Genomic DNA, 24690 nt, shown 5'->3' on the forward strand with positions numbered 1-24690 from the left:
CCTGGAAAGTAGCAGGCGCCCATACGTCGTAAATTCCTTTTTTCGAGGAGCAAACTGTCAAATGTGACAGTAGTCGCTCTCATTGCCTTGCGGTTAGATGACTTTCCGGTGCTGAACCCTTTAATGGGGGAAAGCCTCATTACGAAAAGGCATCTGCAATGTCAAATAACGAATCGAATTTACTCCCGCGTCTTCCAACTCCGTTGGTGAAGCAAGCTGTCGGCAAGTTTCTGACTGTGCCGACGCCGGATGGAGAGTCCGGTATCACTGTTGATGTTGCCCGTTGGCGGACTATTGAGGTTGGCCAACCGACTACTTTGCATATCTGTGGGTACAATCGGGATGGCTCGACAATGATGCAGCTCATCGTAGATAAGGAGCCTGTAACCCAAGACGAATATGTGAAAGGTTGGTCTCGAGACATTAGTTGGGAGCATTTTCAAGGCCTGCTTGACCGCAGTCACCTCATGTTTGTTTTTCAGGTGCCGCTGGAGAACGGCGAATGTGGTTGCCCGGATTTGTTTCCGCCACTGAGTCTTGAGATTGTGTTGCGCTACGAAGATGTAACAACGTTCAGTGCGAAGGACGGGACAGATAACTGGAACGGCTGGATGAGGGGAGAGGCTGCGGCTGACCCTCGAGATCTCACTGTCAGGCAAGATGGAAATGGCTATGCATTATTCAGCAACACGTTCACCAGTCGATCTTCAGGCGTTCTGTTAAGCAAGAGCTTCCAGGATTTAGAGGTGGGGCGCGTGTATACCTTTGGGATTGACGTGCGCCGTTGGATAAACCTTTATGCAGTTCCAGTGCTCTCACTTGAATCCAGTGCTGGTGTCATTGTCCCACCCACTGAGATTACATCAGCGGTAAACCGCCTGGAGGGTTCGTTTACGGCGGACTCGTCGCAAATGGACTTGGAGATCGTCAGTCATATCGCCACTGGTATGGGGAACGACTACATCATTAGCAAAATCTGGCTTACGTCACTCTGAGGTTTACGACAGTCATCGCTAAATTTCCAAGCCTGGCTCACGTTCCTAAGTGAACTGTCGATGATCGTGAGCCCGACCCATGCCCAATCTGAATGACCTGACTGCCCTGGCTTTGCCGACAGGCAACCGCCTTGTCGCGGATGAAACCGAAAACCGCCTGAGCCTGAGCCTGGACGCGCAATCGCTGATTACCTTGCGGCTGACGCGTGAGCCCGAGTTGCACGTGCATGTCGAGGCTCGCGTCGACACTCAGGCCGTGTGGGCCGCCGGTTATTGGCTGTTTGCCCGTGACCCGGCTTGCCAGCGCCTGACCTGGCACCTCGATAAAGCTCCCGCCGAAGCCTTGCTCAGCGGGTTGCTGGTGTCGACCGAACTCGCCGACCAGTATCGCTGCGAGCGCACACTGTTCTGGCAGTTGCCGCAGCCTTGGCTGGGGACGTCGCTGACCAGCAGCTACCCGCAGCAAATGGTGATCAGCGCTGGCAAGCGTCATCCATTGCGCCCGGTGAAACCGCGCGGTGAAGTCTATCGACGTTTCGATGCGCGGCTGGGGGCGTGGATTTCCCTGCGAACGCTGGACATCGACCTGGATCTGGCGCGGTTCAATCGCTGGCAGAACAGTGCGCGGGTGGCGAGTTTCTGGCAGGAAGAGGGCAGCCTTGAACAGCATCGCGAATACCTGGGCAAACTCGACGCCGATCCCCACACCGTGACGTTGATCGGCTGTTTCGATGACCAGCCGTTTGCTTATTTCGAAGCCTACTGGGCCAAGGAAGACCGCATTGCGGCGTTCTACGATGTCGATGATTACGACCGTGGCATTCACATGCTGGTCGGCGAAGAAAACCATCGCGGTCCGCACAAGGTGGCGAGCTGGTTATCGGCGTTGACGCATTACCTGTTTCTCGACGATCCGCGTACCCGGCGGGTGGTTGCAGAGCCGCGAGCCGACAACGCGAAGATGATCGGGTACATGCAGGGTCAGCGGTTTCATTGCGAGAAAGAGTTCGACTTCCCGCACAAGCGCGCGGCGTTGATGGTGTTGGGGCGGGAGCGGTTTTTTGAGCGGTGTGGGTTGGCTTGATTAGTAGGGTTCAAGATTCGTAGCGGTCTTGAGTCCGCCATCGCGAGCAGGCTCGCTCCCACATTGGTCCGGTGTACACAGATCAAATGTGGGAGCGAGCCTGCTCGCGATGGGGGCGATGAGATTTCAGATCTTAGCGGCGGGAGAAAGTATCTGCGCGACTGCCCGACACCTTGCGGCAATGCACCAGCGCGTCGCGAATCATGAAGTTCACCAGGGTCGGCGAAACACCCAGTTCCTTGGCGATGTCCTTTTGCGGCACGCCGTGCAGGCGGTACATCTCGAAGGCGTAACGGGTGCGGCTCGGCAGCTCCGTCAGCGCGTCGGCGATGTTTTCCAGGGTCGAAAAATTGATGTGCGAGGTTTCCGGCGAAGCGCCTTGAATCACCACGTTCAGCCCTTCTTCTTCAGGCCCCGAATACTTCTGTTCCAACGCCTGTTTGCGGTAGTGGTCGATCGCCAGGTTACGCACGATCTGGAACAGGTAACTGAGCTGAGCCTTGATCGAGGAGGTGATCTGCGGCGCCGATTGCAGGCGGAAGAACGCATCCTGAACCACATCTTCGGCACGGGATCGGCAGCCGGTAATACGGGCGGCAATCTTGACCAGAATCAGTCGATTGTCCACGAATGCCTGAAGTAGCGGTGAATCGCACCTGCTTGTGGATACTTGTTCCGTCATGGAAATCACCTTGCTGCAAATGGGGTCGTGGGACGACGGGTATATCGGAGCCGTCCTACACATCGAGCGACAAATTATTCTGAATGATAATGATTGTCAATTGAGAAAGAGAACTAATCCTTCTCTAAGGTTCGCAGTGAGAACTGCGACACGCTGTTGCGCTCAGCCCCCGTTGGCGATCAAGCCTGCCGACTAATTATTTCAAGACGTCATCCGTTCTCATTGGTGAATGGCTCCGGGCGCAAGCCCCGACCAAAACAGCATTCCCAATGCCTCGCGTGGTCGGCGAAGACCGCGTCCTGCATGCCCCTGATGGGGCGTGAAAGCAGAAAACCGATTCCACTTGCAAGCCGAATTCAGGCAGGAAACCTCATGACCGACGCGTTCAAAATACCTGGCACACTGGTCCAAGCCCTTCAGCGCCGCGCGGCCCTGACGCCGGATCGGGTGGCCTTGCGTTTTCTCGCCGAAACCCCGGATCAGACGGTGGTGCTCAGTTATCGCGAACTGGATCAGCGGGCGCGCACCATTGCCGGCGCGTTGCAGGCCGAAACTGACTTTGGTGATCGCGCGGTGCTGCTGTTTCCCAGCGGTCCGGACTACGTCGCGGCGTTTTTTGGTTGCCTGTATGCGGGCGTGATCGCGGTGCCGGCTTATCCGCCGGAGTCGGCCAAGCGTCATCATCAGGAACGCCTGCTGTCGATCATCAGCGACGCCGAACCGCGCCTGCTGCTGACCAGCGCCGGCCTGCGCGATGCGTTGCTGCAAATCGAAGGCGCGCCGCCGCTGCTGTGCGTCGACACCCTCGACGGTGCACTGGCCGCAAAGTGGGTCGAACCGAATCTCGAAGGCGACCACATCGCCTTCCTACAATACACCTCGGGCTCCACCGCGCTGCCAAAAGGCGTGCAAGTCAGCCATGGCAACCTGGTCGCCAATGAGTTGCTGATTCGCCACGGCTTCGGCATCGACCTGAACCCTGACGACGTGATCGTCAGCTGGCTGCCGCTGTACCACGACATGGGCTTGATCGGCGGTCTGTTGCAGCCGATTTTCAGCGGCGTGCCGTGCGTGTTGATGTCGCCGGCGTACTTCCTCGGTCGGCCGCTGCGCTGGCTCGAAGCGATCAGCGAGTACGGTGGAACCATCAGCGGCGGGCCGGATTTTGCCTACCGTCTGTGCAGCGAACGTGTCAGTGAATCGGCGCTGGAACGCCTCGACCTCAGCGGCTGGCGCGTGGCGTATTCCGGTTCCGAACCGATTCGCCTCGACACCCTCGACCGTTTCGCCGAGAAGTTCGCGAGCTGTGGTTTCACCCCGGACAGTTTCATGGCGTCTTACGGTTTGGCCGAGGCCACGTTGTTCGTCGCCGGCACACCTCGTGGCCAAGGCATCGGCAACCTGCGCGTGGATGATCAGGCGTTGGCGCAAAACCGTGCCGAAGCGGGTGAAGGCAGCGCGATCATGAGTTGCGGCATCAGCCAGCCGGATCACGCGGTGCTGATTATCGATCCATTGGCGCTGACCGAACTGGCCGACAACGCGGTCGGCGAAGTCTGGGCCACCGGGCCGAGCATCGCCCATGGCTACTGGCGCAACCCCGAGGCCAGCGCCAAGACCTTCGTTCAACACGACGGCAAAACCTGGCTGCGCACCGGCGACCTGGGTTTCATGCGCAACGGCGAGCTGTTCATCACCGGTCGCCTGAAAGACATGCTGATCGTTCGCGGTCACAACCTGTACCCGCAGGACATCGAGCAGACCATCGAGCGTGAAGTGGAAGTGGTGCGCAAAGGTCGCGTCGCCGCGTTCGCCGTGAATATCGACGGTCAGGAAGGCATCGGCATCGCCGCGGAAATCAGCCGCAGCGTGCAGAAAATCCTGCCGCCCGAGGCACTGATCAAAGCCATCCGCCAGGCGGTGGCCGAGGCGTATCAGGAAGCACCGAGCGTGGTGGTGTTGCTCAATCCGGGCGCATTGCCGAAAACCTCCAGCGGCAAGCTGCAACGTTCGGCGTGCCGCAATCGACTGGCGGATGGCAGCCTCGACAGCTATGCGGTGTTCCCATCGGCGGCCCCTGAAAACCAGACCAAAGCCGAGTCGGGTTCCGAGCTGCAAAGTCTGATCGGCCAGATCTGGGCCGAGCAGTTGCAGGTGAAACAGATCGGTGCCGATGACCACTTCTTCCTGCTCGGTGGCAACTCCATCGCCGCCACTCAGGTGGTTGCGCGTTTGCGCGAAGAGTTGGGTCTGGAGCTGAACCTGCGCCTGCTGTTTGAAGCGCCGACCCTCGGTGCATTTACCGCGGTGGTCGCGCAGCAACAACAGGACGGGGGCCTGGCCCAAGGCGCGATCAGCACACTCTCGCGCAGCGAAGCGATGCCGCAATCCCTCGCGCAAAACCGTTTGTGGATTACCTGGCAACTGGACCCGCAAAGCAGCGCCTACAACATTCCCGGCGCCTTGCGTTTGCGTGGCGAACTGGATGAAGACGCCCTGCGCGCCAGCTTCCAGCACCTGATCGAGCGCCACGAATCCCTGCGCACGCGCTTCTTCGAACGTGACGGCGTGGCGCTGCAACAGGTCATTGCCGCTGGCGAATTCAACCTGCAGCGGATCGACATCAGCGATGTGCCCGTCGCCGAGCGTGAAGCTCGCGCGCAGCAAATCCGCGAGGACGAAGCGCACACCCAGTTCGACCTGGAGAAAGGTCCGCTGCTGTGGGTGACGCTGGTGCGCCTCGATGACGAGGATCACCAGTTGCTGGTGACGCTGCACCACATCATCGCCGATGGTTGGTCGCTGAACGTGCTGATCGACGAGTTCTCGCGCCTGTATGCCGCTGCGTCCCAAGGGCAAACGGCATCGCTCGCGCCATTGCCGACCCAGTACGCCGACTACGGCAGCTGGCAGCGTCAATGGCTGGCGCAAGGTGAGGGCGAGCGGCAACTGGCCTACTGGAAAACGCAGTTGGGCGAGGAGCATCCGACCCTGAACCTGGCCACCGATCACCCGCGTTCGGTGCAACACCGTCACAGCGCCGCGCGCCACACCGTGCGTTTGGCTGCGCCCCTCAGCGAAGCGATTCGCCAGACTGCCCAGGCCCACGACGCCACCTCATTCATGCTGTTGCTCACGGCGTTCCAGAGCCTGTTGCACCGCTACAGTGGCCAAACCGACATCCGCATCGGCGTGCCGAACGCCAACCGTCCGCGCCTGGAAACCCAGGGCCTGATCGGCTTCTTCATCAACACCCAGGTGCTGCGTGCCGAGGTGGATTCGCGGTTGCCATTTGTTGAACTGTTGGCGCAAACACGCCAGACAGCCTTGGGCGCCCAGGCGCATCAGGACCTGCCGTTCGAACAACTGCTGGAAGCGTTCCCGCAGGCCCGCGAACAAGGCTTGTTCCAGGTCATGTTCAACCATCAGCAACGGGACCTGAGCGCACTGCGTCGCTTGCCCGGGTTGCTCGCCGAAGAACTGCCGTGGCACAGCCGCGAAGCCAAGTTCGATTTGCAATTGCACAGCGAGGAAGACCGTAACGGTCGCCTGAGCCTGTCGTTCGACTATGCCAGCGAGCTGTTTGACGCCACTACCATCGAGCGTCTGGCCGAGCATTTCAGCAACCTGCTGCGAGCCATTTGCGAGCAGCCGGTCACCACCGTCGGCGACCTGAAACTGTTGACCGCGAGCGAGCACGATCAGCAAACCTCGTGGAGCGTCGCACCGTGCACACCGGCCAGCCAATGGCTGCCGGAACTGCTGACCGAACAGGCACGCCTGAACCCGGAGCGCACCGCGCTGCTGTGGGACGGCGGCAGCCTGGACTTCGCCGAACTGCACGCCAAGGCCAACCGCCTCGCGCATTACCTGCGCGACAAAGGTGTCGGCCCGGACGTTTGCGTGGCCATCGCCGCCGAGCGTTCGCCGCAACTGTTGATCGGCCTGTTGGCGATCATCAAGGCCGGTGGTGCCTACGTGCCGCTGGACCCGGATTACCCGACCGAGCGCCTGGCGTACATGCTCGGCGACAGCGGCGTCGAATTGCTGCTGACCCAAACCGAATTGCTCGACCGGCTGCCGGCCACCGATGGCGTCAGCGTGATTGCCATGGATGCACTGCACCTGGAGAACTGGCCGAGCCAGGCGCCGGGCCTGCATCTGCACGGCGACAACCTCGCGTATGTGATTTACACCTCCGGTTCCACCGGCCAGCCGAAGGGCGTCGGCAACACCCACGCGGCGCTCGCCGAACGCCTGCAATGGATGCAGAACACTTATCGCCTGAACGACACCGACGTGCTGATGCAAAAGGCGCCGATCAGTTTTGACGTGTCGGTGTGGGAATGCTTTTGGCCGCTGATCACCAGGGCGCGTTTGCTGATTGCCGGGCCCGGCGAACACCGCGATCCGTACCGCATTGCCCAACTGGTTCAGGAATACGGGGTGACTACGCTGCACTTTGTGCCGCCACTGCTTTCGTTGTTCATCGACGAGCCGCTCACCGCCGAATGCACCAGCCTGCGTCGTGTGTTCTCGGGCGGCGAAGCGTTGCCGGCGGAGCTGCGCAACCGCGTGTTGGCGCAGCTGCCGGCCGTGCAACTGCACAACCGTTATGGCCCGACTGAAACCGCGATCAACGTCACTCATTGGCATTGCAGCACGGGCGATGGCGAGCGCTCGCCGATTGGCCGTCCGTTGGGCAACGTGATTTGCCGCGTGCTCGACAGCGAGCTCAACCCTGTGCCGGCTGGTGTGCCCGGTGAGTTGTGCATCAGCGGCATCGGTCTGGCCCGGGGGTATCTGGGGCGTCCGGCACTGACGGCTGAACGTTTTGTCGTCGACCCGTTGGGCGAGCAGGGCGCACGTCTGTATCGCACCGGCGACCGTGCACGCTGGACTGCCGATGGCGTGATCGAATACCTCGGCCGTCTCGATCAGCAGGTCAAACTGCGGGGCTTTCGCGTCGAACCGGAAGAAATCGAAGCACGTCTGCTGGCGCAGGATGGTGTCGCGCAAGCCGTGGTGCTGGTGCGCGAAACCGCCGCTGGCGGGCAGTTGATCGGTTACTACACGGCCAGCGAAACCAGTGAATCCGAAGACACTCAAACCGCTCGCCTGAAAGCCGCGCTGGCGGCCGAGCTGCCGGAGTACATGGTCCCGGCGCAGCTGATGCGCCTTGACGAAATGCCCCTCAGCCCAAGCGGCAAACTCGACCGCCGTGCCTTGCCGGAACCGCAATGGCAGGTGCGCGAACACGTTGAGCCGGTGACTGAACTTGAACAGCAGATCGCCGCGATCTGGCGTGACGTGCTGGGCTTGAAGCAGATCGGTCTGCGCGACGATTTCTTCGCCCTCGGCGGCCATTCGCTGCTGGCCACGCAAATTATCTCCCGCACCCGTCAGGCCTGCGACGTCGAATTGCCACTGCGCGCGTTGTTCGAAAACAGTGAGCTGGGCGCGTTCGCCGAGCAGGTGCAACGGATTCAAGCCAGCGGCAACACCAACAAACAACCGCCGATTGAAAAGGTCGACCGCAGCCAACCGGTGCCGCTGTCCTATTCCCAGCAGCGCATGTGGTTCCTCTGGCAGATGGAGCCGGACAGTCCGGCCTACAATGTCGGCGGCATGGCGCGGTTGCGCGGGGTGCTGGACATCGGGCGCTTCGAGACGGCGTTGCAAGCGCTGATCATGCGTCACGAAACCTTGCGCACCACGTTCCCGAGCATCGACGGCGTGGCGCAACAGCGCGTGCACCCGGAAACCGGGATGCGCATGGACTGGAAAGATTTTTCCGCGCTGGACGCCGACTTGCGCGAACAGCGGGTGCAGGCATTGGCCGACAGCGAAGCGCATCAACCCTTCGATCTGGAAACCGGGCCGCTGCTGCGCGCCTGCCTGGTCAAGACCGCCGAGCAGGAACATTACCTGGTGCTGACCCTGCACCACATCGTCACCGAAGGCTGGGCGATGGACATTTTCGCCCGGGAACTCAGTGCGCTTTACGAAGCGTTCGTCGATGACCGCGAATCGCCACTGGCGCCGCTGCCGGTGCAATACCTCGATTACAGCGTCTGGCAGCGCCAGTGGCTGGAGTCCGGCGAACGTCAGCGCCAGCTCGACTACTGGACCGCGCAACTGGGCCGCGAACATCCGCTGCTGGAATTGCCCGCCGACCGTCCGCGTCCAGCGGTGCAAAGCCATCAGGGCGAGCTGTTCCGTTTCGACCTGAGCGATGATCTCGCGGCACGGGTCCGCGCCTTCAACGCGCAAAACGGCCTGACCCTGTTCATGACCATGACGGCCGCGCTGGCCGTGCTGCTTTACCGCTACAGCGGCCAGACCGACCTGCGCATCGGCGCGCCGGTGGCCAACCGCATTCGCCCGGAAAGCGAAGGGCTGATCGGTGCGTTCCTCAACACCCAAGTGCTGCGTTGCCAGCTCGACGGGCAGATGTCCGTTGGCGAACTGTTCGAGCAGGTGCGCCACACCGTGATCGAAGGCCAGTCCCATCAGGACCTGCCGTTCGACCATTTGGTTGAAGCGTTGCAGCCACCGCGCAGTGCTGCGTACAACCCGCTGTTCCAGGTGATGTGCAACGTGCAGCGCTGGGAATTCCAGCAGAGCCGCACGCTGGCCGGCATGACGGTCGAGTATCTGGCGAACGATGCGCGAGCGACCAAATTCGACCTCAACCTGGAAGTGACCGACCTCGATCATCGGTTGGGTTGCTGCCTGACTTACAGCACCGACCTGTTCGATGAACCGCGCATTGCGCGCATGGCCGGGCACTGGCGCAATCTGCTGGAAGCGTTGCTGGCCGATCCGCAACAGCGCCTCAGTGAACTGCCGTTGCTCGAAACCACGGAACAGCAAAAGCTGCTCGACAGCCTTGGCATCGAACCGGGTGAGCATCGACTGGATCAGTGCATTCATCACCTGTTCAGCGAACAGGCGCTGGTGCGCAAGGATGCGCCGGCGCTGACGTTCGCCGGGCAAACCCTGAGCTACGCCGAACTCGACAGCCGCGCCAATCGCCTGGCCTGGATGCTGCGCGAGCGGGGTGTCGGGCCGCAGGTTCGCGTCGGTCTGGCACTTGAGCGGTCGCTGGAAATGGTCATCGGCCTGCTGGCGATCCTCAAGGCGGGTGGCGCCTATGTGCCGCTCGATCCGGAATACCCGCTCGATCGCCTGCATTACATGATCGAAGACAGCGGCATCGGTTTGCTGCTCAGCGATGCGGCGATGTTCAAGGCCCTGGGTGATCTGCCGGCAACCGTAAGTCGCTGGTGCCTCGAAGATGACGCTGCTGAATTGGCCAACTACCCGGCCACCGAGCTGCCGTTCATCAGCCTGCCGCAGCATCAGGCGTACCTGATTTACACCTCCGGCTCCACCGGCAAGCCGAAAGGCGTGGTGGTGTCCCACGGTGAAATCGCCATGCACTGCCAAGCGGTGATCGAGCGCTTTGGCATGCGTGCGGACGACTGTGAGCTGCACTTCTACTCGATCAACTTCGACGCCGCGACCGAGCGTCTGCTGGTGCCGTTGTTGAGCGGTGCGCAAGTGGTCTTGCGTGCTCAAGGGCAGTGGGACGCAGAAGAAATCTGCGGATTGATCCGTCGCCACCACATCAACATCCTCGGCTTCACCCCAAGCTATGGCAGCCAACTGGCGCAGTGTCTGGCGACTCAGGGCGAAACCTTGCCGGTGCGCATGTGCATCACCGGCGGCGAAGCGTTGACCGGCGAGCACTTGCAGCGCATTCGCGCAGCGTTCAAACCGAGCCTGTTCTTCAATGCCTACGGCCCGACGGAAACGGTAGTCATGCCGTTGGCCAGTCTTGCACCGCAGCAGCTTGAAGAAGGGTTGGGCAGTGTGCCGATCGGCAGCGTGATCGGTGCTCGCGTGGCCTACATTCTCGATGCCGATCTGGCACTGGTGCCGCAAGGCGCGACCGGTGAGTTGTACGTTGGCGGTGCCGGTCTGGCTCAGGGTTATCACGACCGTCCGGGCATCACGGCGGAACGCTTCGTGGCCAACCCGTTTGCAGCGGATGGCGGGCGGATTTATCGCACCGGCGACCTGGTGCGGCAGCGCGCCGACGGTCTGGTGGAATACCTCGGCCGCATCGACCATCAAGTGAAAATTCGCGGTTTCCGCATCGAACTGGGCGAGATCGAAACCCGCCTGCTGGACCATGATTCGATCCGTGAAGCGGTGGTGCTGGCGCTGGACGCCCCGAGTGGCAAACAACTGGTCGGCTATCTGGTCACCGACGTGGCTGAGCAGGATGAAGCGCAACAAGCCGAGCTGCGCGAAGCCCTCAAGGCTCACCTGAAATCGCAACTGCCGGAGTACATGGTGCCGACGCACCTGATCCTGCTGGCGAGCATGCCGCTGACTGCCAACGGCAAACTCGACCGTCGCGCATTGCCGGCACCGGACCCGGAACTGAATCGTCAGGACTATGTGGCGCCAAGCAACGAGCTGGAGCTGACGTTGGCGCAGATCTGGTGCGAAGTGCTGAACGTCGCGCAGGTCGGCCTCAACGACAACTTCTTCGAACTGGGTGGCGACTCGATTCTGTCGATCCAGGTGGTCAGCCGCGCGCGGCAGCAGGGCATTCACTTCAGCCCGCGTGACCTGTTCCAGCACCAGACTGTTCAAACACTCGCCGCCGTGGCCAGCCGCACCGAGCAGGTTACAGCCGAGCAGGGTTTGCTCACCGGCGAATCGCGTCTGACCCCGATCCAGCACTGGTTCTTCGACACCGACATGCCCGAGCGTCAGCACTGGAACCAGGCGTTGTTGCTGGAACCGACCGTTGCGCTGGAACCTCATCGCCTGGAGCAAGCGCTGCTGGCGGTGATCGAACAGCACGACGCCTTGCGCCTGCGCTTCACCGAGGCCGGCGGCGCATGGACGGCGGCGCACCAGAAGGTGGGAGACGCTCCCGTGTTGTGGCAAGTGCATGTGCCGGCGATGGATAAATGCGCGGCTTTGTTTGCCGATGCCCAGCGCAGCCTTGACCTCGAACAGGGGCCGTTGATGCGTGTGCTGCTGATCGATGGTCCCGAGGGCCAGCAACGGCTGTTCTTCGCGATCCATCACTTGGTGGTGGACGGCGTTTCCTGGCGTGTGCTGCTGGACGATCTGCAAACGGTGTATCGCCAACTGGCGGCTGGGCAGTCGGTGAAACTGCCGGCGAAAACCAGCGCCTTCAAGGATTGGGCAGCCCGCTTGCAGGCGTATGCCGGCAGCGAATCCCTACGTGAAGAACTGAGCTGGTGGCAGTCGCAGCTGGCCGGACCGAGCGTCGAATTGCCGTGTGATCGCCCTGAGGGCGGCCGGCAGAATCGTCATGCGCAAACCGTCAGCGTACGCCTCGACGGCGAGTTCACTCGCCAGTTGCTGCAACAGGCACCGAGCGCCTATCGCACCCAGGTCAACGACCTGTTGCTGACGGCATTGGCCCGCGTGCTGTGCCGCTGGAGCGGGAATGAATCAGCGCTGATCCAACTTGAAGGCCACGGTCGCGAGGCGCTGTTCGACGAGATCGACCTGACCCGCACCGTCGGCTGGTTCACCAGCGCCTACCCGCTGCGCCTGACCCCGCAGAACATTGAAGAAGCCGCCGGCCAGGGCGCTTCGATCAAGGCGATCAAGGAACAACTGCGCGGCGTGCCGCACAAGGGCCTGGGTTATGGCGTGTTGCGTTACCTCGCCGACGACCTGTGCCGCGAAGCCATGGCCGCGTTGCCGGTGGCGTCGATCACCTTCAACTACCTCGGCCAGTTCGACCAGAGCTTTGGCGCGGACGCGTTGTTCCGTCCACTGGATGAGCCGGTCGGTGCCGCCCACGATCCGAAAGCGCCGCTGCCCAACGAGCTGAGCGTTGACAGTCAGGTCTACGGCGGCGAATTGGTGCTGCGCTGGACCTTCAGCGCCGAGCGCCACGATCCGCAAACCATCAGTGAACTGGCGGACGCCTACCTCGGCGAATTGCAGAGCCTGATCGTGCATTGCCTGCGTGACGAGGCGGGCGGCCTGACGCCGTCGGACTTCCCGCTGGCGAAGCTGACCCAGCCGCAACTCGATGCACTGCCGATTCCGGCCGCCGCCATCGAAGACGTCTACCCGCTGACCCCGATGCAGGAAGGCATGCTGCTGCACACCTTGCTCGAACCGGGCACCGGCCTCTACTACATGCAGGACCGTTACCGCATCAACAGCGCGCTCGATCAGCAACGTTTTGCCGAGGCCTGGCAAGCGGTGATCGCCCGTCACGAAGCCTTGCGCGCATCGTTCTGCTGGAACGTTGGCGAAGACATGCTGCAGGTTATCCACAAGCCGGGCAGCACGCCGATCGAGTCCCTCGACTGGACGGCAATCGCCGAGGCCGAGCAAGAACCCAAGTTGCAGGCGTTGCTGAAAAGCGAGCGTGAAGCCGGGTTCGATCTGCTGAATCAGGCACCGTTCCACCTGCGTTTGATCAAGGTTGGCGAAGCGCGCTACTGGTTCATGATGAGCAACCACCACATCCTCATCGATGCCTGGTGCCGCTCGTTGCTGATGAACGATTTCTTCGAGATCTACACCGCGTTGGGTGAAAGTCGCGAAGCTCAGCTACCTGTGCCGCCGCGCTACCGCGACTACATCGGCTGGCTGCAACGCCAGAGCCTGGCCGAAGCGCGGCAGTGGTGGAAAACCAACCTGCAAGGCTTCGAACGGACCACGCCGATTCCGAGCGACCGGCCGTTCCTGCGTGAACATGCCGGCGACAGCGGCGGCATGATCGTCGGCGACCGCTACACCCGACTCGATGCTCGCGACGGTGCGCAACTGCGTGAACTGGCGCAGGCCCATCAGCTGACCATCAACACTTTCGCCCAAGCCGCGTGGGCCCTGGTGCTGAGGCGCTTGAGCGGTGATCGCGACGTGCTGTTCGGCGTCACGGTGGCCGGGCGCCCGGTGGAAATGCCGGAGATGCAACGCACCGTCGGGCTGTTCATCAACAGCATCGCGCTGCGGGTGAAGATGCCGGAAGACGACCAGCGTTGCAGCGTTCGTCAGTGGCTGAGCGGCTTGCTCGACAGCAACATGCAACTGCGCGAGTACGAATACCTGCCGCTGGTGAGCATTCAGGAAAACAGCGAATTGCCGAAGGGCCAACCGCTGTTCGACAGCCTGTTCGTGTTCGAAAACGCGCCGGTGGAAGTCTCGGTACTGGACCGTGCGCAGAGCCTCAACGCGACCTCGGATTCGGGCCGCACCCACACCAACTTCCCGCTGACGGCGGTGTGCTATCCGGGCGATGACCTGGGCTTGCACCTGTCTTACGACCAGCGTTATTTCGATGAGTCGACCGTTGAACGCATGCTCGGTGAGTTCAAGCGCCTGTTGCTGGCACTGGTCGAAGGTTTCCATGGCGACATGGCGGACTTGCCGCTGCTGGGTGCCGAGGAACAGGATTTCCTGATCCACGGCTGCAACCAGAGCGAACACGATTACCCGTTGGAGCAGAGCTACGTTGCGTTGTTTGAAGCGCAGGTTGCGCAGCATCCGCAACGGATCGCCGCCAGTTGCCTCGATCAGCAACACAGCTACGCCGAACTGAACCAGCGCAGCAACCGTCTCGGCCATGCGTTGATCGCGGCCGGTGTCGGGCTGGATCAGCCGGTGGCGTTGCTGGCCGAACGTAACCTCGATCTGCTCGGGATGATCATCGGCAGCTTCAAGGCCGGCGCGGGTTATCTGCCGCTGGATCCGGGGCTGCCAAGTCAGCGCCTGAGCCGGATCATCGACCTGAGCCGCACGCCATTGCTGGTCTGCACCCAGGCCTGTCGCGAACAAGCGGTGGCGTTGCTGGAGGAATTCGGTTGCGCCAATCGGCCACGGTTGCTGGTGTGGGAGGAGGTGCAGGCGAGCGAAGTGTCGGTGGCGAATCCGGGCGTCTACAGCGGCCCGGACAACCTTGCCTACGTGATCTACACCTCGGGTTCGACCGGCCTGCCCAAAGGTGTGATGGTCGAGCAGCGCGGTATGCTCAACAACCAATTGAGCAAGCTGCCGTACCTGAACCTCAGCGCTGCCGATGTGATCGCGCAGACCGCCTCGCAAAGCTTCGACATTTCGGTCTGGCAGTTCCTTGCCGCACCGTTGTTCGGCGCGCGGGTGGACATCGTGCCGAACACCATTGCCCACGATCCGCAAGGCTTGCTGGCGCATGTATCGGCCCAGGGCATCACCGTGCTGGAAAGCGTGCCGTCGCTGATTCAGGGCATGCTTGCCCAGGAACGCATGAGCCTCGACGGCCTGCGCTGGATGCTGCCGACCGGTGAAGCGATGCCGCCGGAACTCGCGCACCAATGGTTGCTGCGCTACCCGGACATCGGGCTGGTGAATGCTTACGGGCCGGCGGAATGTTCGGACGACGTGGCGTTCTTCCGTGTCGACATGGCGTCGACTCGCGGCAGTTACTTGCCGATTGGCACGCCGACCGACAACAACCGTTTGTACCTGCTCGATGGCGCGCTGGACCTGGTGCCGTTGGGTGCGGTGGGCGAACTGTGCGTGGCCGGCACTGGTGTCGGGCGCGGTTATGTCAGCGATCCGTTGCGTACCGCGCAGGTGTTTGTGCCGAACCCGTTTGGCGCGCCGGGCGATCGTCTGTATCGCACCGGCGACCTGGCCCGTCGTCGCAGTGACGGCGTGCTGGAGTACGTTGGGCGCATCGACCATCAGGTGAAAATTCGCGGCTACCGCATCGAGCTGGGTGAAATCGAAGCGCGTCTGCATGAGCAACCGGAAGTGCGCGAAGCGGCGGTTGGTGTGCAGGAGGGCGTGAACGGCAAGCATCTGGTCGGCTATTTGGTCGCGACTGATTCTTCACTTAATCCGACTGAGCGCCTGGAGCGCATCAAGCAACGCCTGCGCGCCGAGCTGCCGGAATACATGGTGCCGCTGCACTGGTTGTGGCTGGAACGGATGCCGCTCAATGCCAACGGCAAACTGGACCGCAAGGCACTGCCAGCGCTGGAGATCGGTCAGATGCAGAGCCAGGATTATCAGGCGCCGCGCAATGAGTTGGAGCAGACGTTGGCGGGTATCTGGGCCGAGGTGTTGAAGGTCGAAAAGGTCGGTGTGCGCGACAACTTCTTCGAGTTGGGCGGGCATTCGCTGCTGGCGACGCAGATTGCGTCGCGGGTGCAGAAAGCCCTGCAACGGGATGTACCGCTGCGGGCGATGTTCGAGTGCAGCACGGTGGAGGAATTGGCTGAGTACATCGACGGGTTGGCGGCGAGTGACATCACCGAGGACAAGGTCGATCGGTTGAATGACTTGATGGCGGAGTTGGAGGGTCTGTAATTCTCTAGCGTCTGTAAGGGCCTATTCGCCAGCAGGCTGGCTCCCACATTTGAACTGTGTTCGCAGAACAAAATGTGGGAGCCAGCCTGCTGGCGATGGGGCCTCTTAAAGCACCACAAGGTTGACTGTGGAACCACAGCAGCACAGTCTCCCTGCTCCGGTTTTCACAAAGGAAACAGTCAATGCCCTTCGTTACGATTGACGGACAACCCCTTCACTACATCGATCAAGGCACCGGCCCTGCCGTACTACTCGCCGGCAGCTACCTCTGGGACCAAACCATGTGGGCGCCGCAGATCGCCGCCCTGTCGGAGCAATACCGGGTCATCGCCCTGGACCTTTGGGGCCACGGTGAATCAGGCCCACTACCCGAAAGCACGCAATCGCTGGATGACATTGCACGTCAGGCGCTGGCCTTGCTCGATCATCTGCACATCGACCGTGTCACGCTGGTCGGTCTTTCCGTCGGTGGCATGTGGGGCGTGCGCCTGGCGCTGTCGGTTCCACAGCGGATCAACGGCCTGGTGCTGATGGACACCTACGTCGGTGTCGAACCTGAACCCACTCGCCAATACTATTTCTCGCTGTTCAAACAGATCGAAGTCAGCGGCGTGATTGCACCGCAACTGCTCGACATCGTCGTGCCGATTTTCTTTCGTCCGGGCATCGACCCGCAGTCGGCGCTGTATCAGGATTTCCGCGCAAAACTGGCTGCGCTGCCGCCAGAGCGTCTGCGCGAAAGTATCGTGCCGATGGGGCGGATCACATTTGGGCGCGATGATGTGTTGCCGCGACTGGGCGAGCTGGAGGCTGAGGCCACGCTGGTGATGTGTGGTGATCAGGACAAACCGCGGCCACCGTCGGAAACCATTGAAATGGCCGAGTTGATCGGTTGTCCGTATGTGCTGGTGCCGGAGGCGGGGCATATCTCCAATCTGGAGAATCCGCGGTTTGTGACCGAAGTGTTGCAGGAGTTTCTAGCCCGGAGAAATTAGTCGGTTGTACCGCCCCCATCGCGAGCAGGCTCGCTCCCACATTGGAATGCAATCCTCCTGTGGGAGCGAGCCTGCTCGCGATGGGGGCGGTGAGGTCACTAAACCTCTGAAAGAAACTATTTCGGCCCGAGAATCTTCACCAGCTTGTCCGGCGACGGCGCGCCTTGCTGCTGTTGCAGCTCGCCCTTGTCGTCCATGTAGAAAATCGCCGGCGTGGCCTGCAACTCCAGGTCTTCCATCAACTGCATGTTCGCCGCCAGTTTCGCCTGAATCGCCGGCGGTACTTCTTTCAGCGCCTTGAGCGTACTGGCCTTGCCAGCCCCTTCGTGGTCTTGCAGGGCTTTTTGTGGATCCTTGGCGGCCAGCAATGCCGCGGATTTGCCTGGGCTGTCTTCACGAATGATCCCGACCATGATGTGCCGCAGCTGCACCTTGCCGGCCTTCACCCACGGCCGCGCCTGTTCCCAGAACACGTTGCAGTAAGGGCAGTTCGGATCGCTGAACAGGTACACCACGCGCGGCGCATCCTTGTTGCCGTCACCGATCCAGTTGCTCGCTTCCATCTTGCCCCAGATTTCCTTGGCCATCGGCGCGTACACCAGTTTCTGCAACGGCGCGCTGCTCAGGTCTTTGCCGTCGGCGTCGTACAAATTGCCCAGCAACACATGTTTGCCATCCGGCGTCAGGTACAGCGCCATGCCACGGTTCTGGTACTGCGCGGCATAACCGCGCAAACCATCGGGCGCATCGAACTGGCCGACGATTTTCGCGCCCTTGGCTTCGATCTTCTTGATCGCTTCGGGCAATTCTTCGGCAGCCTGTACCGACGGCAGGTGCAGCAGGGCGGCGCCCAGGGTCAGCGTCAGCAGGTGGCGGAGGCGGGGCATGGCAGTTTCCTTGAAGAAGTGGACGGTGTGGCCGGATTCGGGGTGTCAAAGTTTTCCAGGGCGCGGGCCAGGCTGGCGTCCGACAGTTCACCCAGATGACTGCCCAGCAAGCGACCGTCAGGGCTATAGAACAGCGTAGTCGGCAATGCCATCGAACCGACGGCCTGACCCAATCGACCGCTGCCGTCGAACAGTACGTTGGACAGGCTCAGGCCTTGGGTTTCCAGAAAGGTGCTGACGCTTTGCATGCTTTCCGCCTGATTGACGAACAGGAAGGTCAGGTCCGGGCGGTGTTGCTGAGCGTTTTCCAGCACCGGCATTTCCCGGCGGCAAGGCGGGCACCAGGTGGCCCAGAGATTGATCACCAGCGGCCCGCCCTTGTAATCCGCCAGTTGCACCGTTTCACCGGCGGCATTGCGCAGGGTGATGTCCGGCAGGCGCGTGCCTTGTTCGTAAATGCTCAGGGAGAACGTCGCGAGCAGCCAGAACGCCAGGCCACTGGCCACGCCAAAGCCCAGTGGGCGACGTAAACCCGGTTGACGCCAGCCTCGATACACCGCGGCCAGCAGCAGCGCGATCACACCCGGCCAGGCGAGAAAACCACCGTCGCGCAGGTCGATGACTTGCCACGGATCGTCGCGATAGTGCTTCCAGTACAGCGCGACGAAACTGATTCGGGCCGCCAGCATGCCCAGCAGGAACAGGCTGAACAGCACCGACTCGGGATTTTCACCGCCACGCTTGGCCGCCCGCCAGCCGACAAACGTCGCCAGCGCCAGGGCACTGATCAGCAGCAGGTGGTTAAGCGCGATGGCAAACGTGCCGAGGGTGAAAGTCAGCATTAACGGGCGTCTCGGGTGGTGGTCCAGCGTTGCAGGAAGGTGTCGGCATCGACCTCGCCGGTGATGCGCTGGCTGCGACGCTCGATGCCATCGGCGCCGATCCACAGAAAACTCGGTGGCCCCGGCACTTTATAACGGCCAAGCAGTTCGCGGCTGGCGGCATTGTCGGCGGTCACATCCAGCCGTAGCAAGCGCACATCGCTCAAGGCGTCGAGCACGCGGGGTTGGCCGAACACCTGTTTTTCCATGACCTTGCACGACACACACCAGTCGGCGTAGTAGTCCAGCAGCACCCATTGGCCCTGAGCTTGTGCGGCATCGAGCTCCCGTTGCAGAGCGGCCGGGTCCTTGATTGTGGTGAAAGCTTCGTGGCCGACAGGGCGGGCGGCATTGCCCGCATTGGCGGCGCTATAGACTTGCAGCGGTTTCAACAGGTCATCACCGCCGCCCGCCGCACCAATCATCAACAGACTGCCCCACAGGCCGAGCAGCAATGAGCTGGCACCGAACAGATGCGCGACCCGCCCGAAACCTTGCGACTGCTTCCAGGCGCTGTAGGCGGCAATCAGCAACAACGCACCGCACAGACCGATCCACAGCGATTCATCCAGTACCGGGCGCAACATCAACAACGCAGTGGCGAGGAACAGGAAGCCGAACACGCCTTTGAGCAGGTTCATCCAGGCCCCGGGTTTGGGCAGGAAGCGGTTGCCGACGGTCACCAGCAACAACAGCGGAACACCGATGCCGATGCCCATGGCAAACAGAATCAACCCGCCGTGCAGCGCATTGCCGCTTTGCGCGATGTAGAGCAGGGCGCCGGCCAGCGGGGCGGTCATGCACGGACCGACCAGCAGACCGGACAGCGCGCCCAGCACACCCGCGCCGATCAGGCTGCCACCGCGCTGATTGCGCGAGACGTTTTCCAGCCGATCGCGCACGGCGACCGGTAGTTGCAGCTCGAAGAAGCCAAACATCGGCAACGCGAGCAGCACAAACACGGCGGCGAAACTGCCCAGCAACCAAGGGTTTTGCAGCAGTGCCTGCAAATTCGCACCGAGCAACGCCGCCAGAACGCCCATCGCCGCATACACCAGCGCCATGCTCACGACATAACTGGTGGCCAAGGCAAATCCGCGTTTGGGCGTCGCGCCACTGCCGACGATCATTCCGGCCAGAATCGGCAGCATCGGCAATGAGCAAGGGGTGAAGGCCAGCAGCAGGCCCAAACCGAAGAACACCAACAAGCTCCAGCCCAACGCCCGTTGTTGCAGGCTGCTGGCCAAGGCTTGATCCGGCGCTTCATTGGCCGCCGAAGCGACAACACTGCCGCCCAGGTCCACGACCTGGGTTTGCGGCGGATAACACAATCCGGCATCGGCGCAGCCCTGGAAGCCGACCTTGATCTGGCCGGTCGCGCCCGCCGGGATCTTCAGCTCCAGGCCCTGGCGATAAACCGGCTGTTCACCGAAGAATTCATCACTGTGAGACTCGCCTTCAGGTAACACAGGGTGCAGCTCAGCGGGCAACCCATCGAACTTAAGGCGTTTCTGATAAAGGTAATAACCATCGGTGATCTGCCAATAGAGTTGCGTTTCACCCGACTCAAGGCGCTCGGACGTGAAGACGAACGCTTTTTCCACTGGCAGGAATTCAGGTTTGGTTTCGAACGGATTGGTCCCTGCCTGGGCCAGACCCGAGATCAAGAGAGCAAAAAAAAGAAGCAGTGAACGCATGGGTAAGCCTTATCCCTGTGCAGGTGAGGTGCACAGTGGCGGGCGGCGATTAACCGATGATTAACCGCCGCACACTTCTGCCATGACCTGTGATGAATTCAGTTATGAGTCAGTCCTGGCCAGCCCTCGTCTACGTCTCTTGCTTCCCCTTCCAGAATGTTTTTATCGATATTGTATTTCAAGTATTTATTGTCGCTCAAAAAGATGTACAGATAGCTGTCAGTAACGGAGGCATGGATCTGCACAGCAGTGATAATGTCATCGACATAAGGGCCGAGTCTTGGCCAGGTTGTGTATTTTATATCGCCGAGGACGAGCTTTTTACTGTGCCAGTCAAGCTCCAGGTATTTGCCGTTTTTTAAAATAAACTTGAAGATGGTTTGGCCAGAGGATCTGAACGGTCGCTGCCAGAAGGTGCCTGCAATAATATCGTCGAAGTAGGGCAGTAGCATGCTCCATATCGACTCGCTGACTGGCGTGAAACTGAAAGGAGTATCTGCATCTTGATCGTATTCGCACACCATCGGTGTTTTTTCATCGTAGTAAAATAACCAGAGAATATCAGCGTCTAATTCGAGCCTGTTGGTGCCTACTATCCGGTCTGTGGAGAATCCGAAGCACAAATCTTGTGCGTGCGGATGAAACTCTCCCCAGTTATCTTGAGTTACCGCAGTTGGGTGGCTCGAAGCAACACTGCCTTCGCTGTTGTTGTATCGTGAATAGGTATCGTCATCTTTGAAGAAAAAATAGCAGCGATCTCTGCCTGAGCGCCAATCAACGGCTACGAAGTTTTTTAGTTCGGGCATGATTTAAATCCTTTTTATCAGTGTTTGTAATGGCGCGGAAGCGCGATAAAGGTAAGTTATAAAAGTAGTGCTGTAGTGATAAGTGTGAAGATTGAAGCGCGTAACAATTGTGGTTGAATCTTTTGGTGGTGTCTGAAATATAAGGTGGTATCGCAGGTGTTAGTTGTGGGGTTTCATTTTGATGGTGTTGGTTGTGCTCTGTAATAGAGTGTTTGCTTTAGGTTGTTATAGTGCGAAGTGTTGTCTGTGTTCGTATGTTGGTCAATGCTTGTGGCGTTAAAGAATGTGTATTGTTGTTGTTGTTGTTGTTGTTGTTGTTGTTGTTGTTGAGAGTTGTAAGTCTGTGTTCAAAAGGTTTCAATGATCCGGTCGTTTTGGTGGATGGCCGAACGGGAAATTTTCGCGGTGCAGGTCATTCAGCGATTTCCCTCAATGATGATGAGCGGCAGCGGCATAATGCCGGGTTAATCGATACTCTTTTTAATGACCATTTTTGCGAAGGTCTTATCCATGCACGTACTGGTTTGCGAAGACGATGAGCTGATCGCCAGCGGCATTGTCGCCGGCCTCACTGCCCAGGGCCTGACGGTGGAGCACGTCAACACTGCCTCGAAGGCCCGGGCCATGCTCAAGGTCGCCGAGTTCGACGTGATGGTGCTCGACCTCGGTCTGCCGGATGAAGACGGGCTCAAGCTATTGCAGCAGTTGCGCCATCATGGCCTGGAGATTCCGGTGCTGATCCTCACCGCCCGGGATTCGGTGACCGACCGCGTCGACGGCCTGCAAGCGGGGGCCGACGATTACCTGCTCAAGCCGTTCGACCTGCGCGAACTCGCCGCACGCCTGCACACGTTGTTGCGACGGGTGGCGGGGCGCAGCGTCAACCTGATCGAACACGGCCGCTTGACGTACGACCCGAGCAGCCGCGAAACCATGCTTGGCGGTCAGCCGGTGGACCTTTCCCGTCGCGAACAGTCACTGTTGCAAGCCTTGCTGCACAACCGTGGCCGGGTGCTGTCCACCGAGCAGTTGAAAGACAGCGTCTATGGGTTCAACGACGAACTGGAAAGCAACGCCCTCAACGTGCATATCCATCACCTGCGGCGCAAACTGGGTAATGGCATTGTCGAGACAGTGCGCGGCCTGGGCTATCGCCTGGGGCCGGCCGATGATGGAGAGGAAGTGAAAAAGTGATGAGCCTGCGTTTGCGCCTGAGCCTGACGCTCGGCGCCGCATTTGCGCTGATCTGGGCCCTGGCAGCGGCCTGGATGCTCAGCGACCTGCGCAACCAGATGATGTTTTCCCTCGACCAGCGGCTGGTGGCGTCGGCGCGCATGGTCGCTGGCCTGATGGAGCAACTGCCGCCGTTGCCGACCAAGGGCGAGGGCACCCATTTCAGTGCCGAACAACTGAATATTCCGGGCGGGATGGCGTGTCAGGTCAGCTCGCTGCGCGGCGAAATCCTCGCCCGCAGCCACACCGATCCACAACAAACACTGCAAGCCGAAAAAATGGGCTTCCACGATCAGATGATCGACGGCGCGCCCTGGCGCAGTTTCACCCTGGCCCGTGGCGATCTGCGCATCACCACGGCGGATCGGCAGATCGAGCGCGAAGCGCTCAACATGTCGATCCTGCTGGCCGCTTCGGTGCCGGTGGGCGTGGCGTTGCTGGGTTGCCTGTGCCTGCTGTGGCTGGGGATCGGCCAGGGCCTGGCGCCGCTGAACCGCATACGCGATGCCTTGATGCGTCGCAGTGCCGACTCGCTGGAACCCTTGCAGATTCAGCCGCTGCCCAGTGAGTTGCAACCGTTGTTGGACACTCAGAACCAGCTGTTCCAGCGCATCGGCAAGACCATCGAGCGCGAACGCCGATTGACCGGCGACGCGGCCCACGAACTGCGCAGCCCGCTGACGGCCATCAAAACCCACCTGCAAGTGGCGCGCATGACCGATGGCGCGGCACGGGATCAGTCCCTGGCGCGGGCCGAAGAGGGCGCCGACCGCCTGCACCGCACGCTTGAGCAATTGTTGTTGCTGGCAAGGGTCGAGGGCAGTCTGTCGTTCGACGACGGTGTGCAATGCAGCGCCGAGCAAGTGGCGAAACTGGCGATTCAGGATGCCGCCAGCGGTGATCGTCAGCGGATCCAATTCAAGCTGCCGCCGAAGCTCTCCCATGCGCCGGTGCAAATGCCGGCGGTGCTGTCGATCGCGGCGCTGCGCAACCTGCTGGACAACGCCCTGCGCCATACCCCGAACGACGGTGCGGTAGAACTGAGCCTGGTAACCACTGGCAACCGCGTGCAGTTCGTCGTGCGCGACCATGGACCGGGCATTGCCGAGGACGATATGCAACACCTGACCCAACGCTTCTGGCGCAACGGACAGAGCACCGGCTGCGGTCTGGGGTTGGCGATTGTCCAGGCGATTGTTCAGCGTTGTGGCTGCACGCTGCATTTCGACAGCCGGCCGGATGGCTTGCGGGTCGAGCTGACGATGCCGTTGCAACAAATCTGATCACCACAATCCCCCTTGTAGGAGCCGGCTTGCCGGCGATAGCGGTGGAGCAGCCAACACATTTGTTGACTGTACGGACGCCATCGCCGGCAAGCCGGCTCCTACAGGTTGCTGTGTTGCACATCAAATGTAACGTCTCGCCATTGGCGTTCCGACGGCCACCAGCGCTATCGTCCCCGGCAGCTTTTTCTCAATGGATTGAGGTTACAGCGCCATGAATGCCCCCATACACACCTGTCAGGCAACCCCCGCCGACGCCGGTATCATCAGCCGGATCGTCGAGCGTTCCATCCGCGTCGGCTGCGCGCTCGACCATCGCAACGACCCGCAAACCGTCGCCACCTGGACCCACAACAAAACCGTCGAACACATTCAACCGTGGCTGACCGACCAACGGCTGTACCTGAACATCGCCCTGTTGCAGGACAAACCGGTCGGTGTCGCGATGGCGGCGATCAGCGGCAAGCTTGCTTTCTGTTACGTGCAACCGGAATGGTTTCGTCGTGGTGTCGGACAAGCGCTGGTGCGCGACCTTGAAGGCTGGCTGATCGATAACGGGCTGGCTCAGGTTCGACTCAACAGCACCCGGACCAGTGAAGCCTTTTACCGGCATCTGGGTTATCAGCCCTGTGCCGAAACCTTCACCGTAGCCGGGCTTCGTGCCATCCCCATGCACAAAGGCCTGACCCCGCCTTCATAGAAAGCCGGGCAAGGGTCTAAATCCTCGGCCCCCTGATGCGTTTCCAGAACAGGAAAATCTTATTGAGGGGTCGAGA

13 protein-coding genes are annotated in these 24690 nt (G+C 60.8%); 8 read left to right on the forward strand and 5 right to left on the reverse strand.

Annotated features, from left to right (window positions below):
• The first annotated feature begins 158 nt into the window (after window positions 1-158).
• Both J4E42_RS17645 and J4E42_RS17650 read left to right on the forward strand, forming a co-directional pair.
• A complete protein-coding gene (locus J4E42_RS17645) occupies window positions 159-995 on the forward strand; it encodes a sugar-binding protein (RefSeq protein WP_207285769.1) in 837 nt (278 codons plus the stop codon).
• Window positions 996-1074: 79 nt separating this feature from the next.
• Complete coding sequence (locus J4E42_RS17650) at window positions 1075-2079, forward strand: GNAT family N-acetyltransferase (RefSeq protein WP_207285770.1); 1005 nt, start codon at window positions 1075-1077, stop codon at window positions 2077-2079.
• 133 nt (window positions 2080-2212) lie between these two features.
• Here the strand turns inward: J4E42_RS17650 and J4E42_RS17655 are convergent, their stop codons facing one another.
• Complete coding sequence (locus J4E42_RS17655) at window positions 2213-2761, reverse strand: RNA polymerase factor sigma-70 (RefSeq protein ID WP_008030278.1); 549 nt, start codon at window positions 2759-2761, stop codon at window positions 2213-2215.
• A gap of 372 nt (window positions 2762-3133) precedes the next feature.
• Between J4E42_RS17655 and J4E42_RS17660 the strand changes: the two genes are divergently transcribed.
• Complete coding sequence (locus J4E42_RS17660) at window positions 3134-16132, forward strand: non-ribosomal peptide synthetase (protein WP_207285771.1); 12999 nt, start codon at window positions 3134-3136, stop codon at window positions 16130-16132.
• Between the two features lie 182 nt (window positions 16133-16314).
• A complete protein-coding gene (locus J4E42_RS17665) occupies window positions 16315-17127 on the forward strand; it encodes an alpha/beta fold hydrolase (protein WP_207285772.1) in 813 nt (270 codons plus the stop codon).
• Between the two features lie 116 nt (window positions 17128-17243).
• Here the strand turns inward: J4E42_RS17665 and dsbG are convergent, their stop codons facing one another.
• From dsbG to J4E42_RS17685, 4 genes are all read right to left on the reverse strand, one after another.
• Window positions 17244-18014 (reverse strand): thiol:disulfide interchange protein DsbG, encoded by a 771-nt coding sequence (gene dsbG / locus J4E42_RS17670; RefSeq protein WP_008033705.1) that lies wholly within the window; start codon window positions 18012-18014, stop codon window positions 17244-17246.
• On the reverse strand, window positions 17990-18856 hold the full coding sequence (locus tag J4E42_RS17675) for a TlpA disulfide reductase family protein (RefSeq protein WP_008044449.1): 867 nt from the start codon (window positions 18854-18856) through the stop codon (window positions 17990-17992). The genes dsbG and J4E42_RS17675 overlap by 25 nt, the downstream gene beginning before the upstream one ends.
• The gene (gene dsbD, locus J4E42_RS17680; protein ID WP_207285773.1) at window positions 18856-20592 is read right to left on the reverse strand and encodes a protein-disulfide reductase DsbD; all 1737 of its coding nucleotides are present in this window, start codon (window positions 20590-20592) and stop codon (window positions 18856-18858) included. The genes J4E42_RS17675 and dsbD overlap by 1 nt, the downstream gene beginning before the upstream one ends.
• Window positions 20593-20690: 98 nt before the next feature.
• Entirely contained in the window at window positions 20691-21398 is a 708-nt protein-coding gene (locus J4E42_RS17685; protein ID WP_008044452.1) for a hypothetical protein, read from the reverse strand.
• A gap of 254 nt (window positions 21399-21652) precedes the next feature.
• On the opposite strand from J4E42_RS17685, the gene J4E42_RS17690 reads away from it, so the two are divergent.
• From J4E42_RS17690 to J4E42_RS17705, 4 genes are all read left to right on the forward strand, one after another.
• Entirely contained in the window at window positions 21653-21937 is a 285-nt protein-coding gene (locus J4E42_RS17690) for a hypothetical protein (RefSeq protein WP_207285774.1), read from the forward strand.
• Window positions 21909-22592, forward strand: a complete 684-nt coding sequence (locus J4E42_RS17695) for a response regulator (protein ID WP_008033711.1) — start codon at window positions 21909-21911, stop codon at window positions 22590-22592. Before J4E42_RS17690 ends, J4E42_RS17695 begins: the two co-directional genes overlap by 29 nt.
• Window positions 22589-23914, forward strand: a complete 1326-nt coding sequence (locus J4E42_RS17700) for an ATP-binding protein (protein WP_207285775.1) — start codon at window positions 22589-22591, stop codon at window positions 23912-23914. Before J4E42_RS17695 ends, J4E42_RS17700 begins: the two co-directional genes overlap by 4 nt.
• Before the next feature lie 214 nt (window positions 23915-24128).
• Window positions 24129-24614 (forward strand): GNAT family N-acetyltransferase, encoded by a 486-nt coding sequence (locus J4E42_RS17705; protein WP_207285776.1) that lies wholly within the window; start codon window positions 24129-24131, stop codon window positions 24612-24614.
• The last annotated feature ends 76 nt before the right edge of the window (window positions 24615-24690 follow it).

Source organism: Pseudomonas sp. FW300-N2A2 (genome assembly GCF_017351735.1).
Classification (GTDB): Bacteria; Pseudomonadota; Gammaproteobacteria; order Pseudomonadales; family Pseudomonadaceae; genus Aquipseudomonas; species Aquipseudomonas migulae.